The 16133-nt window shown below is 70.8% G+C and carries 14 protein-coding genes; 1 reads left to right on the forward strand and 13 read right to left on the reverse strand.

Features of this window, described 5'->3' with window-relative positions; genetic code table 11:
* Positions 1-88: 88 nt before the first annotated feature.
* The 4 genes from JT362_RS03490 to sigJ all read right to left on the reverse strand — a co-directional run bounded on the left by JT362_RS03490 (position 89) and on the right by sigJ (position 4033).
* Entirely contained in the window at positions 89-1069 is a 981-nt protein-coding gene (locus JT362_RS03490; RefSeq protein WP_260189530.1) for an ArsA family ATPase, read from the reverse strand.
* Entirely contained in the window at positions 1060-1317 is a 258-nt protein-coding gene (locus JT362_RS03495; protein ID WP_260189531.1) for a cory-CC-star protein, read from the reverse strand. Before JT362_RS03495 ends, JT362_RS03490 begins: the two co-directional genes overlap by 10 nt.
* A complete protein-coding gene (locus tag JT362_RS03500) occupies positions 1314-3014 on the reverse strand; it encodes a carbon starvation CstA family protein (RefSeq protein WP_260189532.1) in 1701 nt (566 codons plus the stop codon). Before JT362_RS03500 ends, JT362_RS03495 begins: the two co-directional genes overlap by 4 nt.
* A 71-nt stretch (positions 3015-3085) precedes the next feature.
* The gene (gene sigJ / locus JT362_RS03505) at positions 3086-4033 is read right to left on the reverse strand and encodes an RNA polymerase sigma factor SigJ (RefSeq protein ID WP_260189533.1); all 948 of its coding nucleotides are present in this window, start codon (positions 4031-4033) and stop codon (positions 3086-3088) included.
* A gap of 124 nt (positions 4034-4157) precedes the next feature.
* Here sigJ and JT362_RS03510 point away from each other — a divergent pair, with 124 nt between their 5' ends.
* A complete protein-coding gene (locus tag JT362_RS03510) occupies positions 4158-4541 on the forward strand; it encodes a DoxX family protein (RefSeq protein ID WP_260189534.1) in 384 nt (127 codons plus the stop codon).
* Positions 4542-4570: 29 nt separating this feature from the next.
* Here JT362_RS03510 and mmsB read toward each other — a convergent pair whose 3' ends face one another.
* From mmsB to JT362_RS03555, 9 genes are all read right to left on the reverse strand, one after another.
* Positions 4571-5806, reverse strand: a complete 1236-nt coding sequence (gene mmsB, locus JT362_RS03515; protein ID WP_260189535.1) for a multiple monosaccharide ABC transporter permease — start codon at positions 5804-5806, stop codon at positions 4571-4573.
* Entirely contained in the window at positions 5803-7338 is a 1536-nt protein-coding gene (mmsA, locus tag JT362_RS03520) for a multiple monosaccharide ABC transporter ATP-binding protein (protein WP_260189536.1), read from the reverse strand. The genes mmsB and mmsA overlap by 4 nt, the downstream gene beginning before the upstream one ends.
* Entirely contained in the window at positions 7338-8453 is a 1116-nt protein-coding gene (chvE, locus tag JT362_RS03525) for a multiple monosaccharide ABC transporter substrate-binding protein (protein WP_260189537.1), read from the reverse strand. The genes mmsA and chvE overlap by 1 nt, the downstream gene beginning before the upstream one ends.
* A 17-nt stretch (positions 8454-8470) precedes the next feature.
* Complete coding sequence (araA, locus tag JT362_RS03530) at positions 8471-9979, reverse strand: L-arabinose isomerase (protein ID WP_260189538.1); 1509 nt, start codon at positions 9977-9979, stop codon at positions 8471-8473.
* A 20-nt stretch (positions 9980-9999) separates the two neighbouring features.
* A complete protein-coding gene (locus JT362_RS03535) occupies positions 10000-10647 on the reverse strand; it encodes an L-ribulose-5-phosphate 4-epimerase (RefSeq protein ID WP_260189539.1) in 648 nt (215 codons plus the stop codon).
* Positions 10644-12302 (reverse strand): ribulokinase, encoded by a 1659-nt coding sequence (araB, locus tag JT362_RS03540; RefSeq protein ID WP_260189685.1) that lies wholly within the window; start codon positions 12300-12302, stop codon positions 10644-10646. The genes JT362_RS03535 and araB overlap by 4 nt, the downstream gene beginning before the upstream one ends.
* 97 nt (positions 12303-12399) lie before the next feature.
* Positions 12400-13386 carry a LacI family DNA-binding transcriptional regulator gene (locus JT362_RS03545; protein ID WP_375546437.1) on the reverse strand — a complete coding sequence of 329 codons (987 nt, stop codon included), beginning with the start codon at positions 13384-13386 and terminating at the stop codon, positions 12400-12402.
* 147 nt (positions 13387-13533) lie between these two features.
* A complete protein-coding gene (locus JT362_RS03550) occupies positions 13534-14226 on the reverse strand; it encodes a S1 family peptidase (protein WP_260189541.1) in 693 nt (230 codons plus the stop codon).
* A 22-nt stretch (positions 14227-14248) separates the two neighbouring features.
* Positions 14249-15745 carry an alpha/beta hydrolase gene (locus tag JT362_RS03555; RefSeq protein WP_260189542.1) on the reverse strand — a complete coding sequence of 499 codons (1497 nt, stop codon included), beginning with the start codon at positions 15743-15745 and terminating at the stop codon, positions 14249-14251.
* Positions 15746-16133: the final 388 nt, after the last annotated feature.

The raw sequence follows: 16133 nt of genomic DNA on the forward strand, positions 1-16133 counted from the left end.
CCGTGCTCAAGCAACTGTGGCTGAAGCTCCTGGTGGCGCTGACGATCTGGGCCGGGTTGATCGTCCTCATGTGGGCCGTCGGGATCATCTAGCCGTCCACCAGGTCGGCCAGCTGCCCGAGTCCGTCCACTCCCACCGGTTCGCCGGGAAGCAACGGGATCTCCAGCAGCGGCACCCCGGGGATCCGGTCGCGTACGACCTCGAGTTGCCGATCCTCCTGGGTGCGGCGGGCGGCGAGCAGCCCGCCGGCATCGGCCGGGGAGCGTCGGTTGACGACCAGGGCCGCGACGTCCACGCCGAGGTCGGTGAGCTGTGCGTGGACGTCGAGGGTCTCGGCGACGGGGAGTCGCTCGGCGGCGAGGACGAGGACGAAACCGCTCCGGGTCGGGTCGGTGACGGTGTCGCGCAACAGCGCGAACCGGTCCTGCCGGCGCAGCAGTACCCGGCGCAGCTCGGCGTCGGACTTGCGGCCGGGATCGTCCCGCGTGCTCGTGATGCCCCGCATCGCCGCCCTGAACCGTTCCGACCGGTCCCGGTTGGCCAGCAGGGTCTCCGTCCACGCGGTGAGCTGCTCGGGCAGTGCCATCAGCCGCAGCGTGTGACCGCTGGGCGCGGTGTCGAACACGACGAGGTCGTAGGCGGCGTCACCCAGCGCGACCGCTTCGGCGACCCGTTCCAACACGGCCGATTCGTGCGTCCCCGGTGCCGCCCTGGCCAGCGCCAGGTGCCGGTCGGCCTGGCCGTGCAGCCGCTCGGGCAGCAGCCGTCGCATCGTCCGCCGGACCGCGGCCAGGTGCCGGTCGACGGTACGTCCCGGGTCGACCTCCAGCCCGTCGACATACGCCTCCGCACCGGCCCCAGGAAGCGAAGCCAGCCGGGTCGGCTCGTCACCGACGGTGATGTTCCACAGGTGCCCGAGGTTGTGCGCGGGATCGGTGGAGACGACCAGCACCCGCCCGCCGGCGCGCGCACGGGCGAGCGCGAGGGCGGAGGCCAGCGAGGTCTTGCCGACTCCGCCCTTGCCGCCGACGAAGAGCACCCGGCGACCGCGCGCGAGCTCTAGCAGCATCCGACGTGTTCCAGCGGGGAGCGTTCCATGCCCATCCGACGGTGCCAGTCGTGGAACTCCGGATACAGCGCCGGCATCAGCTCGACCGTGTAGTAGGCCGCCGGGTCGGGTACGCCGAGCGCCTCACCCAGCACCACCACGGTGAACAGGTCGTCCTCCTCGCGGCGGGCGCGGGCGAACGTACGTCGGTAGGGACCGGCGTAGAACTCCCGCAGCCCCGCCGTGAAGGCGGCCCAGCGCGACGTCACCGCTTGCCGAAACCGACGTCGACCAGGTCGGCGTCCGGTGCCTCCGGCGGCTCCTTGCTCGCGCGCATCATCGCCAGCACCGCCTCCGCCGCCACCCACACCGCGGCGACGATGATGACGATGTCGAGCCCGAGCAGCAGCCAGTCGCCCGAGTCGCTGAACGTGCCGAGTTGTTCGATCGCGGCGTAGAAGGACATGACGAAGACCAGTACGAGGGGGATCAGCGCCGGCAGCGGGTTGCGCCGCTTGCGGATCAGCATCACCGCGATGATCGCCAGGGTCAGCGACGCGAGCAGCTGGTTGGTCGTGCCGAACAGTGGCCAGATCAGCAGGCCGCCGCTGCCGTCCACACCCTGGCTGAAGGTGAGTCCGACCGAGACGACGATCACGATCGCCGTGCCGGCGAGCGTGCCGATCCGGACGCCGACGACCTCGCCGCCCTCCTGGACGACGAACCGCAGCAGACGCACGCCGGTGTCCATCGTGGTCGCGGCGAACAGCACCGCCATCGTGGCCAGCACGGTGGCGCTCAGCGAGGAGGGCAGCCCGAGGCCTGCGTTGACGAGGTTCCCGCCACCTTCCACGAAGGCACCGACGCCACCCGCACCGAACGCGCTGTAGATCTCCTCCCACTGGGTGACGGTCTGGAACCCGGCGGTGGCGGCGAGGATCGCACCGAGCGCGAGCAGACCTTCACCCACGGCACCGAAGTAGCCGACGAACCGGGCGTCGGGCTCCTTGTCGAGTTGCTTCGAGCTGGTGCCGGAGGACACCATCCCGTGGAAGCCGGAGATCGCGCCGCAGGCGATCGTCACGAACAGCAACGGGACGATGCTCGGCGTGTCCGCGGGGAGGTTGTCGTTGAAGGCCGGAGCGACGAGGGTCGGCGCGCTGAACAGCACCGCGACGAACAGGATGCCGAGGCCGACGAAGAGCTGGACGCCGTTGATGTAGTCCCTCGGCTGGAGCAGCACCCACACCGGGAGCAGCGAGGCGATGCCGGCGTAGAGGAAGAGCGCGATGATCCAGAAGGTGCCGGGGGACATGCCGAGGAACGGGTCGGGCAGTTCGACCGGGACCGCGTCCCCGAGGAGGATCAACGAGTACAGCGCGACGACGCCGACCACGGTGACGGCGGCGAGGTTCATCTTCCAGCGGTAGACCGCCTGGCCGACCACCAGCGCGACCAGGACCGCGCCCCACGCCGGGATGACCGCGGACGGCGTGCCGATCAGCAGATCCTTGATCACCACGGCGAACGCCGCGATCACCATCAGCAGCAGCAGGAAGATGACGACCAGGAAGAGCTTCGCGCCACGACCGCCGATGTACCGTCCGGACAGCGCGCCCATCGACCGGCCCTTGTTGCGCTGCGAGGCCCACAACGACCCCATGTCGTGCATCCCGGCGAAGAAGACCGTGCCGAGCGTGACCCACAGGAAGGCCGGCAGCCATCCCCAGATCACCGCGATCGCCGGTCCGACGATCGGCGCCGCACCGGCCACCGAGGTGAAGTGGTGCCCCCAGAGCACGAGCTTGTTGGTGGGGACGTAGTCGACACCGTCACGCAGCTCGTGCGCCGGCGTCACGAATCCGTCGTCGAGCCGGAAGATTCGACGAGCCAGGTACTTGGAGTAGAGGAGGTAGCCGGCCACGATCATGGCGAGGCCGATGAGCATCAAGATCAAGGCACTCACGGCGGGACACCCTTCCGTCGGTCAGAACCCAGGATCTTAGACCCAACCGGCCAGGTCGGGCACGTTGCCGATCACGCAACGCCGCCGGCCCCCCACGGGCGGAGCTTCTCGGGGTTTCGCACCGCCCAGATGTGGGTGATCCGGTCGCCCGCGACGTCGAACGCGATCACCGTGACGCTTCCGTCGTCGACGTGTGCCACCAGGCCGGGCTGGCCGTTGATGGTGCGTTCCGACAGGGTCAGCCCAGGCGCCAGGTCCGCGAGGTCGACGAGGTAGCGCGCGACCCGCTCGGCGCCTTCGATGGGGACGAGCGCGGCGACGGCGCGACCACCACCGTCGCCCACCGCGGTGACCTCGGGATCGAGGAGGTCGACCAGGGCGTCGATGTCCTTGGCCTCCCACGCCCGTTTGAGGCTCCGGACGAGGTCCGCCCGCCGGTCAGCCGACGTCGTGGATGTCGTCGATGTCGCCGATGTCGCCCGCCCGGAGCGGATGCGGCGTCGGGCGGAGGTGGCCAGCTGGCGGCAGGCCGCCGGTGTCCGGCCGACGATCTCGGCCACCTCGGGGAAGGAGTACCGGAAGACGTCGTGCAGGACGAACGCGACGCGCTCGGCCGGCGTCATCGACTCGAGCACGACCAGGAACGCCATGTGCACCGACTCGTCGAGGGTGATCCGGTCGGCCGGGTCGGGGGTGGCGGCACTCCCCCACTCGTCGCGGTCGGGCAGCGGCTCCGGGATCCACTCGCCCACGTAGCGCTCCCGCCTGGCCCGGGCCGAGTCGAGCAGGTCGAGACAGATGCGGCTGGCGACCGTCGTCAGCCATGCGCCGGGTGACCGGATGTCGTTCCGCCGCTGCTCGGACATCGCGTACCAGCGGGTGTAGGTCTCCTGGACGACGTCCTCGGCCTCGGTCAGCGAGCCGAGCAGCCGATAGGCGAGGTTGATCAACTGTCGTCGCTCACCCGTGGCCGAAGCCAGGTCCGAATCGGACCGGCCGTCGTCGGATCGCTCGTTCATGGTGTCCCTGACTCCCCTGGTCGCGGCTCTCATGGGATCCGACGAGACACGCCGAGAAAGTGTGAGGTCCGCTCACCGCCGACAGCGCACCTCACACCCCGAGACGCTACATCGTCGGTTGGACATGAACATCGCACTGTGGATCGTCGCGGGCCTGCTGGCCGTGGTGTTCCTGGGCAGCGGCGTCACCAAGCTGGCCCAGCCCAAGGAGAAGCTCGTCGCGTCCAGCACCGGAGCCGCACTCGATGGCTACGGAGCCGGCGCCATCAAAGCCATCGGAACCCTGGAAGTCCTGGCCGCGGCAGGACTCATCCTGCCAGCCGCCCTGACCACCGCGACGGTGCTCGTGCCACTGGCCGCCCTCGGCACCGCACTACTCATGGTCGGCGCCGCCCTCACCCACCTCCACCGCCACGAACCACAGGCGATCACGGTGAACATCGTCCTGCTCGCCATGGCGGTGTTCGTGGCCTGGGGCCGCTTCGCCGCCCAACCCTTCACCACCTGAACCGGCCGTCGCCGCCACGGGCCGGTTCGTCAGCGGACCGCCACCGCACCGGACCGGCGCTTGGTCCACACGTCGTAGGCGACGGCTGCCAGCAGGACAAGGCCCTTCACCAGCATGACCCGCTCGCTCGGTGCTCCGATCAGCGACATGCCGTTGTTGATCACGCCCATGATCAGGCCGCCGGTGATCGCGCCCACCACCTTGCCGACGCCGCCCTGCACGGCCGCTCCGCCGATGAACGCCGCCGCGATCGCGTCCAGTTCGAACGCCGTGCCCGCGGTCGGGCCGGCCTGGTTGAGCCGGCCGGCGAAGATCACCCCGGCCAGTGCGGCCAGCACACCCATGTTCACGAACACCCAGAAGGTCACCGGCCGGACCCGCACGCCGGACAGGGTCGCCGCCTGCAGGTTGCCGCCGACGGCGTACACGTGCCGGCCGAAGACCGAGCGGCTCGCCATCAGCGAGTAGCCGAGCGCCAGTACGGCGAGCAGCACCAGCACCCACGGCAGGTTCCGGAACCGCGCCAACTGCACGACAACGAACAGCACCACCACCGCCGCGAACACGATCTTGCCGACGAACAGCGGCATCGGGTCCACGCTCTGCCCGTACCCCTGCCGCGCGCGCCGGCTCCGCCACTGCGCGACGCCGAACCCGACCACGACGAGGACGCCGGCCAGCAGGCTCACGAGGTCCGCGCCGCCGAGCGGGCCGAGCCCGACGTTGCCGAGGTAACCACCGGTGAACCCGTTGGCCAGGGTGCGGATCTCGTCCGGGAACGGGCCGATGCCCTGGTTGCCCAGCACGGTCAGGGTCAGCGCGCGGAAGACCAACATGCCGGCGAGCGTCACGATGAACGCGGGGATGCCGAAGTAGGCGATCCAGTACCCCTGCGCGGCGCCGATCAACGCCCCCGCGACGAGGGTCGCCAGCACCGCGAGCCACCACGGCAGTCCCAGCTGGACGGTCAACACCGCGCAGATCGCACCGGTGACCGCGACGACCGAGCCGACCGACAGGTCGATGTGCCCGCTGATGATCACCAGCATCATGCCGACCGCGAGGATCAGCACGTAGGAGTTCTGCACGATGATGTTGGAGATGTTGCCCGGCCGCAGCAGCGCGCCGTCGGTGAGGACCGCGAACAGCACCACGATCAGCGCGAACGCCACGTAGATCCCGCTCTGCCGCGGGTTGATCCGCAGCCGCCGCGGTGCCTCGGCCGGCGCTCGCACGTCCGAGCCGGGCACGACGTCGAGACTCATCGGCGATCCTCCTGGGTCATGTACCGCATCAGCCGTTCCTGGGTGGCCTCCCCCGCGGTCAGCTCACCGGTCACCCGGCCGGCGGACAGCGCGTAGATCCGGTCGCACAGACCGAGCAGCTCGGGCAGCTCCGAGGAGATCACCAGCACCGCCTTGCCCTGTGCGGCGAGGGAGTTGACGATGGCGTAGATTTCGTACTTGGCGCCGACGTCGACGCCGCGGGTCGGCTCGTCCAGGATCAGCACGTCCGGCTCGGTGAACATCCACTTGGCCAGCACGACCTTCTGCTGGTTGCCGCCGGAGAGCGTGTGCGTCGGGGCCAGCACGTCGGGGGTCTTGATCCGCAACCGGTCCCGGAACCGCTCGGCCACCCGCAGCTCCTCGTGCTCGTTCACCCAGCCGCGGTTCGCCAGCAGACCGAGGCCGGCCGCGGAGACGTTGCGCTTGACGTCGGCGACCAGGTTGAGCCCGTGGCGCTTGCGGTCCTCGCTGACGTAGGCGATCCCGTGCCGGATCGCGGCGCGCACCGAGCGCACGTCGATCTCCTTGCCGTCCTTGAAGATCCGGCCGGAGATGCGCACTCCGTAGGACCGGCCGAACACGCTCATCGCGAGTTCCGTGCGGCCGGCTCCCATCAGGCCGGCGAGGCCGACGATCTCCCCCCGGCACAACGACAGCGTGGCGCCGTCGACCACCCTGCGGTCGGGTTGCGTCGGGCTGTGCACGGTCCAGTCCTCGATCCGCAGCACCTCCTCCCCCGGCGCCGTGGGCTCGCGGGGCGGGAAGCGGTGTTCGAGGTCGCGGCCGACCATGCCGGCGATCAGCCGCTCCTCGGTGAGCTGGTCCGCGCGCACGTCCAGCGTCTCGATCGTGCGGCCGTCACGCAGGATCGTGACGGTGTCGGCGACGTCGATGATCTCGCCCAGCTTGTGTGAGATCACCACGCAGGTGATGCCCTCGTCGCGCAGGCCGCGCAGCAGGTCGAGCAGGTGCGCGGAGTCGTCGTCGTTCAGCGCGGCGGTCGGCTCGTCCAGGATGAGCAGCCGGACCTCCTTGGACAACGCCTTCGCGATCTCCACCAGTTGCTGCTTGCCGACGCCGAGAGCACCCGCCGGCGTGGTCGGGTTCTCCCGCAGCCCCACCCGGCGCAGGTGCCGTTCCGCCGCGTGGTTGGTGCGGTTCCAGTCGATCAGCCCTCGGGTGGCCCTCTCGTTGCCCAGGAACAGGTTCTCCGCGATGGACAGCTGCGGCACCAGGGCCAGCTCCTGGTGGATGATCACGATCCCGCGGGCCTCGGAGTCCCGGATCCCGCCGAACGCGCAGTCCTCGCCGTCGAAGACGACCTGCCCGGTGTACGAACCGTGCTGGTACACCCCGGAGAGTATCTTCATCAGCGTCGACTTGCCGGCGCCGTTCTCCCCGCACACCCCGTGGATCTCGCCGCGGCGCACCGACAGCTCGACGTCGCGGAGCGCGGTGACGCCAGGGAAGGACTTGGTGATGCCGCGCATCCGCAGGATGTGGTCGGTCATCACCGGAGCTGGTCGGCGGAGTAGTACCCGGACTCGACGAGCACCTCCTCGTAGTTGGTCCGGTCCACGATCACCGGTTCGAGCAGGAACGCGGGCACGACCTTCTCGCCGTTGTCGTAGTCCTCGGTGTTGTTGACCTCCGGCTCCTCGCCCTTGAGCACCGCGTCGGCCATCCGCACCGCGACCTCGGCGAGTTCCCGGGTGTCCTTGTGGATCGTGGAGTACTGCTCACCGGCGATGATCGACTTCACCGAGGCGACCTCGGCGTCCTGGCCGGTCACGACCGGGTACGGCTGCTCGGCGGTGCCGTAGCCACTCGACTTGAGCGCGGACAGGATGCCGATCGACAGCCCGTCGTACGGCGAGAGCACCCCGTCCACGGCCGCTCCCCCGCGGTAGGTCGAGGTGAGCAGGTCCTCCATCCTGCGCTGCGCGGTGGCCGGGTCCCAGCGCAGGATCGCGATCGTGCGGAAGTCCGTCTGTCCACTCCGGACCACCAGGGTGCGGGCGTCGATGTGCTCCTGGAGCACGGACATCGCCCCGTCGAAGAAGAACGTGGCGTTGTTGTCGTCCGGCGAGCCGGCGAACAGCTCGATGTCGAACGGGCCCTCCGCCGAGCCGGGTGAGCCGTCCGGCTCGAGCACCCCGAGCCCGGTCAGCAGCGAGGTGGCCTGCTGCACACCGACCTCGAAGTTGTCGAACGACGCGTAGTAGTCGACGTTGGGGCTGTTGCGGATCAGCCGGTCGTAGGAGATCACCGGGATGTTCTCGTCCGCGGCCCGCTGCAACTGCGAGGTGAGCGCGGTGCCGTCGATCGACGCGACGATCAGCACCCGTGCGCCCTTGGTGATCTGGTTCTCGATCTGGTTGGCCTGTGTGGGGATGTCGTTCTCCGCGTACTGCAGGTCGACCGTGTAGCCCAGGTCCTCCAGCGCCGCGGAGATGTTGTCCCCGTCGTGGATCCACCGTTCCGAGGACCGGGTCGGCATGGTCACGCCGACCAGGGCGCCGTCGGTCGACTGCGGTTCCTGGTCGACCGTCTTCTGCGACGAGCCGCACCCGGCTAGCACCAGCGCGATGGCGGTGACACCCGCCGCGAGCCGTGGAAACGTCATTGTCTCTCCCCAATCTCCTAGTGCAGCCCTTGTGCGAGGCGGTGGTAGGCCTGGTTCCAGCGCAGTCGGTCGGCGAAGGCGTCGGTCGTGGTGTGCTCGTCGATCAGCACCAGCTCGGTCCGGGCCATCTGCGCGAAGTCACGCAGGACGCCCGAGCCGACGGCCTGGGTGAGCACGGTGTGGTGCGGGCCGCCGGCCATCAGCCAGCACTCCGCCGAGGTCGACAGGTTCGGCGCCGGCTGCCACACCGCGCGGGCGACCGGCAGCCTCGGCAGCGGCTCGTCCGGTGGAACGACCTGGATCTCGTTGGCCACCAGCCGGAACCGGTCGCCGAGGTCGACGAGGCCGGCGACAACGCCGGGACCCGGGGCCGCGTCGAACACCAGGCGGACCGGGTCCTCGCGGTCGCCGATGGCCAGCGGGTGGATCTCGCACGACGGCCGCGCGGCGGCGATCGTCGGGCAGACCTCGAGCATGTGCGCACCGAGGATCTTCGGCGTGCCAGGGCCGAAGTGGTAGGTGTAGTCCTCCATGAACGACGTGCCGCGCCCGGTGCCAGTAGTCATGGCTTTGATCGCGGCCAGCAGCGCGGAGGTCTTCCAGTCACCCTCGCCGCCGAAGCCGTACCCCTCGGCCATCAGCCGCTGCACGGCCAGGCCCGGCAGCTGGCGCAGCCCGCCGAGGTCCTGGAAGTTCGTGGTGAACGCGCCGAACCCGCCGTCGGTGAGGAACCGGCGCAGGCCGGCCTCGATCCGCGCCGCGTACCGCAGCGAGCCGTGCCGGTCGCCGCCACGCGCCAGCTCGGGGGCCAGCGTGTAGGTGTCGGCGTAGTCGGCGACCAGCAGGTCCACGTCGGCCTCGGGGACCGCGTCGACCAGCGCGACGAGGTCGTCGACGCCGTAGGTGTTCACCGAGACGCCGAAGCGCAGCTCCGCCTCCACCTTGTCGCCCTCGGTCACCGCGACGTCGCGCATGTTGTCGCCGAAGCGGGCGAGCCGCAGGCCGCGCAGGTGGTGGTGGCCGGCCGCGGCCCGCACCCACTCGTCGATCCGCCGCGTCACCTCGGGGTCGGCGGCGTGCCCGGCGACGGTCTTGCGGGCGAGGCCGAGCCGGGTCTGCACGAACCCGAACTCGCGGTCGCCGTGCGCCGCCTGGTTGAGGTTCATGAAGTCCATGTCGATGGTCGACCACGGCAGCGCCTCGTTGAGCTGGGTGTGCAGGTGCAGCAACGGTTTCCGCAGCACGTCCAGCCCGGTGATCCACATCTTCGCCGGCGAGAACGTGTGCATCCACGCGACCACCCCGACGCAGGACGAGTCGGCGTTGGCGTCGGTCATCACCTGCCGGATCGCCGCCGAGTCGGTGAGCACCGGCCGCCACACGATCTCCGCCGAGATCCGCGCGGTGTCGGTGAGCATCCGCTGGAGCTGCTGCGACTGGTCCGCGACCCGCGCCAGCGTCTCGGCTCCGTAGAGGTGCTGGGACCCGGTCAGGAACCAGATCTGCGGCTTCGCTGCGGACGGCACGTGGCCTCCTCCTGCTGGGTTCACTGCCCGTAGACGTTCTGGTAGCGGGTGTAGAGGTGGTCCACGTGCCGGGCCTCGATGGTCTCCGGCGTGCCGAGCTGGTGTGCGAAGTGGACGGTCCGGGCCACGTCCTCCAGCAGCACCGCGGCCTTCACCGCGGCCCTGGCGTCCTGGCCGACGGTGAACGGGCCGTGGTTGCGCATCAGCACGGCCGGGGACCTGCTGCCGCGCAACGTGTCCACGATGCCGCGGCCGATCGAGTCGTCGCCGATGAGCGCGAACGGGCCGACCGGGATGTCGCCACCGAACTCGTCGGCGATCATGGTGAGCACGCACGGGATCGGTTCGCCGCGCGCCGCCCACGCGGTCGCGTACGGCGAGTGCGTGTGCGCCACCCCACCCACGTCCGGCAGGTGCCGGTAGACGTAGGCGTGTGCCGCGGTGTCCGACGACGGGCTGAGCGCGCCGTCGACCAGCGTGCCGTGCAGGTCGGTCACCACCATGGCGTCCGGTCCGAGCTCGTCGTAGGAGACGCCGGAGGGTTTGATCACCATCAGGTCCTCGCCCGGTACGCGGGCCGAGACGTTGCCCGCCGTCCAGCTGACCAGCCCGTACCGGGTGAGCTCCCGGTGCAGAACGGCGACGGTCTCCCTCAGCTCGGCGATCACGCGGTCCTCGCCTCCCGCCGCAGCGCCTTCAGCCGGCGCATCACGTCGTTGCCGCCCCGGCCGAAGTGGTCGTGCAGCTCGGTGTACTCGGTGAACAGCCGCTGGTAGGCGGCCACGTTGGCCGGGATCGGCTCGTAGGTCGCCCCGTCCGGCGCGCCCATCGCGTCGGCCGCCGCGCGGATGTCCGGGTAGGCGCCGGCGGCGACCGCGGCGTGGATGGCCGAGCCGAGGGCCGGTCCCTGTGCCGAGCCGATCGTGCGCAGCGGCAGGTTGGTCACGTCGGCCTGGATCCGCATCAGCAGCGGGTTGCGCACCAGCCCGCCGGCGACGACCAGCTCGTCCACCGGCACGCCCGCCGAGGTGAAGGCGTCGATGATCGTCCGGGTGCCGAACGCGGTCGCCTCCAGCAGCGCCCGGTAGACGTCCTCCGCGCGGGTGGCGAGGGTCTGGCCGAGTACCAGCCCGGACAGCTCGTGGTCGACGAGCACCGAACGGTTGCCGCTGTGCCAGTCCAGCGCGACCAGCCCGTGCGCCCCGACCGGCTGTTCGGCGGCGAGTTCGGTGAGCAGCTCGTGCACCGAGATCCCGCGCTCGCGGGCCAGGTCGTGGTACGACGGCGGCACCATGTGCTCGACGAACCAGCCGAAGATGTCCCCGACACCGCTCTGTCCGGCCTCGTAGCCCCACATGCCCGGCACGATCCCGCCGTCGACGACCCCGCACATGCCCGGCACCTCGCGCAGGTCCGCACCGTTCATCACCAGGCAGGTCGAGGTGCCCATGATCGCGACCATCCGGCCGGGATCGACCGCGCGGGCGGCCGGCGCGGTGACGTGCGCGTCGACGTTGCCGACGGACACCGCGATGCCCTCGGGCAGCCCGGTCCAGTACGCGGCGAGCGCGGAGAGGCCGCCCGCGCGGTCACCGAGCGCACCGACCGGCTGGTTCAGCTTGTCCACGACGAACGTGCCGAACCGGGGGTTCAGCTCGCGCAGGAAGTCCGCCGACGGGTAGGTGCCGTCCTGCCGGATCCCCTTGTACCCGGCCGTGCCGGCGTTGCGCACGTAGCGGCCGGTGAGCTGCCAGACGATCCAGTCCGCTGCCTCGACCCAGTGCGCCATCGCGCGGTAGACCTCTGGCGCCTCCTCGAGCACCTGCAGGCCCTTGGCGAACTCCCACTCCGAGGAGATCAGGCCGCCGTAGCGGGGCAGCCACTTCTCCGCGCGTTCGGCCGCGAGCCGGTTGATCCGGTCGGCCTGCGGCTGGGCGGCGTGGTGCTTCCAGAGCTTGACGTACGCGTGCGGGTCCCCGGCGAACTCGGGCAGCTCGCACAGTGGGGTGCCGTCGGCGGTGGTCGGCACCATCGTGCACGCGGTGAAGTCGGTGCCGATGCCGATCACCCGGGCCGGGTCGACGTCCGCGTTCCGGACCGCCGCCCGCACCGCCGTGCGCAGGACGTCGAGGTAGTCGCGCGGCACCTGCAGCGCCCAGTCCGGCGGCAGCGCCGCGCCGGTGGCCGGCAGGACTTCGTCCAGCACCCCGTGGGCGTAGTCGTGCACGGCGGTGCCGAGTTCCGCCCCGTCGCGCACCCGCACCACGACCGCGCGGCCGGACAACGTGCCGAAGTCGACGCCGACCACCACGGGCTCGTCCATCATGCCCGGTAGTGTTATCGCTAACAATCAGGCCGTCAAGACGTATTGATCACTTGTCGAGTAATCGAAGTGAACGCGCACATGAGCGCGCGAAGGATCAGGCCGGGGGCGGGGCGACGCTGTCGCGGGACACCAGGGTCGGCGGAACCGTCCGCTTCGGGTCGGCGACCTCGCCCTCGTCGACCTGCGCGAGCAGCAGGCCGAGCGTCTCGCGCGCCACCGCGTCGAAGTCCGGGCGGACCGTGGTCAGCGGCGGGATGAAGTAGGCCGCCTCCGGCACGTCGTCGAACCCGACCACGCTCACCTCGTCCGGCACCTTCCTGCCGCGTTCGCTCATCGCGCGCAGGAGCCCGAGCGCGAGGTGGTCGTTCGCCGTGAACACCGCGGTGACCTCCGGCATCCTGGCGAGCATCTGGCCCGACCGGTAGCCGGAGGCCGCGCTCCAGTCGGCCGCTACCAGGGGCGGGACCTCCGCGCCGGCGGCGGCGAGCGCGTCCTGCCAGCCGCGGACCCGGCCCATGGCGTCGAACCAGTCCGGCGGTCCGGACACGTGCCACACCGTCCGGTGCCCGGCGTCGAGCAGGTGCCGGGTGGCCTCGAAGGCACCGGCGTGCTGGTCCACGGTCACCATCGCGGTCGCCCGCTCCGGGTCGCCGTCCACGGTGACCAGCGGGACCCCGGCCGGCACGTCGGCCAGCGCCTCGTTGGCCGACGCGGTCGGCGCGATCACGACGATGCCCGCCACCCGCTGGTCCCGGTGGTGCTCCACGGCCTCGGCGATCGAGGTCCGGTCGAGCACCCGCACCCGCTTGAGGCTCACCGCGAACCCGGCCTCCCCCGCGGCGAGCTCGAACGCGGCGAGCAGCGACGCCGGCCCGTACAGCGTCGAGTTGGCCGCCACCACCCCGATGAGCTGGGTGCGCCCGGTGACCAGTGCCCTGGCCGCCTTGTTCGGCCGGTACCCGAGCTCCGCGATCGCCGCCCGCACCCGCAGCCGGGTCTGCTCGCGCACGTTGGGGTGACCGTTGAGCACCCGCGAGACGGTCTGGTGGGAGACGCCCGCCAGCCGCGCGACGTCGGTCATCGCCGGCTCGCGCGCGACCTTGCTCCCCACCACCGGGTCGTCCACCGCCGAACCTCGCTCCGGGTCATGATCGTCCTGTCCAGGTCCAGTGTCGCACCCGGCAGCGGGTTCGGAGCGTGGCACGCACTCGTTCGGCGCGTCCCGGGGTCACACCCCGGCCGTCGACCTGATCCAGTCGCGGTGGGCGGCGACGCTCGAGTAGACGGCGGTCCCGTTCGGGTCGTTGCCGTCGTGGTCGAGCATCGACGCGACGCCGACCTGCTCGCCGTCGTGGAACTGGGGGCCGCCCGAGTCGCCCGGCATGGCGGCGCCGGTCCGGCCCTCGTTGACGAGTGCCCGGCCGCCGAACATGTCCGTGCGGCCGCCGGCCGGCAGCACCGTCACCTCGGCGACCTTCAGCCTCGGCGCGGGCGGTCCACCCGGGGTTTCCCTTCCCCAGCCGTAGATGCTGTCGACCTCGCCCGGGCTCGGGTCGGTGTCGGCGAGTTTCGCGTACCTGGTGCACACGGGTCGGGACAGGTGGAGCAGGGCTATGTCGGAGTCGATCAACGGGTTCTTCCCGTCGACACGCACCTCGGTACCCGCTCCGAACGTGTTGGCTCCGATCCTGACCCGCATCCCGTCGTCCGCGTCGACGCAGTGCCGGGCGGTGAGGACCCATCGCGGGGCGATGATCGTGCCGCCGCAGACGAAACCGTCCGCCGGGCGGCCGGGCTCGTCGGTGTACACCTGGGCACCCCAGGGGGCAGGCGGGGCGACGGTGCCGCCCACGATGGCGTCAGCTTCGGTCGGTGCCAGGACGACCGCTGTCATGGCGCAGGCCACGGCCAGAACGCGCATGGGAATCCGAATCCTTTCCGTGCTACCGGGTGACGGGGATGGCCGGGCGGGGCTGGCCAGGGCAGGTCAGGTCCGCGGCGGGCAGCGTGCCGTCCAGCAGGTACCTGGTGACGGCGTCGTCCAGGCAGGCGTTGCCGCGGCGGGCGTACTGGCCGTGGTTGCCGTCGTCGACCACCGTGATGAGCCGGTTGTGCAGCCGGCGGGCCATCTCCACCCCGCCGGAGTACGCGGTCTGGATGTCGCCTTCGGCCTGCACCACGAGGCCGGTCGGGTAGCCGGCCCGCCGGAGCGTGGTCGCCCTCTCCTTCGGTGGCTCGGCGCGGAAGGTACAGGGGTCGGGCATGGCGGTGACGGCACCGGCGCCGTACGGGTACTTCTCGCTGAACAGCGCCGTGTCGCGTCGGTAGGTGTCCAGGTCGGTCGGCCACTCGGTTTCACAGTGGACCGTCTGGTTCACCGGGATGTAGCCGGTCAGCAGCCCCGTGCCGGAAGGAGCGGCCGGCGGGACGGGGGCGGGGAACGTGCCCGTGGCCCTGGTCTCGCGCACCAGCTCGGCCAGCCGGTCCCAGTCCGGGCGCAGGGCCGCCGCGAAACCCACTTCCTTGTCGAACCGCGTTCGTTGGCTGCCGAACTGCTCCGTCGTCTCCGGCAGCTTCGCCGAGACGGCTGCCACCGTGGCGAGGACCTCCGCCCGCGAGGCGCCGAGGTGGTAGCGGCCGTCGCGGTGCGCGGTCCACTCCGCCCACTGCTCCACGTTGCGCTTCGCGGCGACCGCGCTGTTCATCTGGGTGCGGCGCCAGTCCATGTTCCCGGGGACCGCGGAGTCGAGCACGCTGCGGTCGAGGTGTTCCGGGAACAGCGTGCCGTACACGGCGCCGAGGTAGGTGCCGTACGAGTAGCCGACGTAGTTGATCTTCTTCGCGCCCAGGACGCCGCGCAGCACGTCCATGTCCCGGGCCGTGTCCCGGGTGTTGATGTGCGGCAGCAGGTCGCCGCTCACCTGCTCACACCCAGCCTGGGCCTGGTTCGCCCATTCGATCGCCGTGTCGAAGTCGGCTTCGGTCGGCCGGGAGGTCAACGGCTTGGCCGTCGTCGGCTGCTCACAGGACAAGGAGGTCGACCGGCCGACACCACGTGGATCGAAGCCGATGAGGTCGTAGTGCCGGCTCAGCGGTGTGTCCGCGAACCGGTCCTTGGGCCAGGAAACGGTGTCACCACTGGCGTCCACCGTGACGAGCCCGGAACCGCCCGGCCCACCGGGATTCGAGAACAGCACCCCGCGCCGGGTCGCCGGCTGGGCGGCCGCCTGCCTGCTGACCGCGATCGAGATCCGTTCTCCGCCCGGGTCTCGGTAGTCCAGCGGCACCTCGATCGAGGCGCACGACACCTCGGCGTCGAAGTCGCACGGACTCCACTCGGGCCGCTGCTCGTAGAACTCGCGCAACCCGACGGACTGGGACGCGGCCACGGGTACGGCGGTCACGGCGGCGGTGGTCAGCAGCAGTGCCGCCAGAGCCACTCGTCGGATACCAAGCAATTCCGTCCTCCTCGCAGATCTCACGATGACCTGCGACCACCCTCTCCGGTGGACGTCCTGGCTTCGTCCGCGTCATGTCCCAGTTCCGTCGCGGGGGACGGACCCGCACCGTCAGGACGGGAGGGACTCCAGGAGCTGGCTCAGGCGCGCAAAACTCCGGCGGGCAGTCCCGCGAGGCGGCCTCCGCGCCGCGCCGCTCGCAGCGACATCGGCCGCTGACCCCTCGACCGGCTCCTGGTTGGGCCGGCGCCGGCGCCGTCGGCGCGACCCGCTCCGCCGATGTGCGGCGAACTCTGGACCTCCAGCGCGGTGGAGGTTCCACAATGGCGGGCGTGATCATGTTCAGCGGGTGGTCGTACCGGCGGGTGTT

This window comes from Actinophytocola gossypii (genome assembly GCF_025165815.1).
Taxonomy (GTDB): domain Bacteria; phylum Actinomycetota; class Actinomycetes; order Mycobacteriales; family Pseudonocardiaceae; genus Actinophytocola; species Actinophytocola gossypii.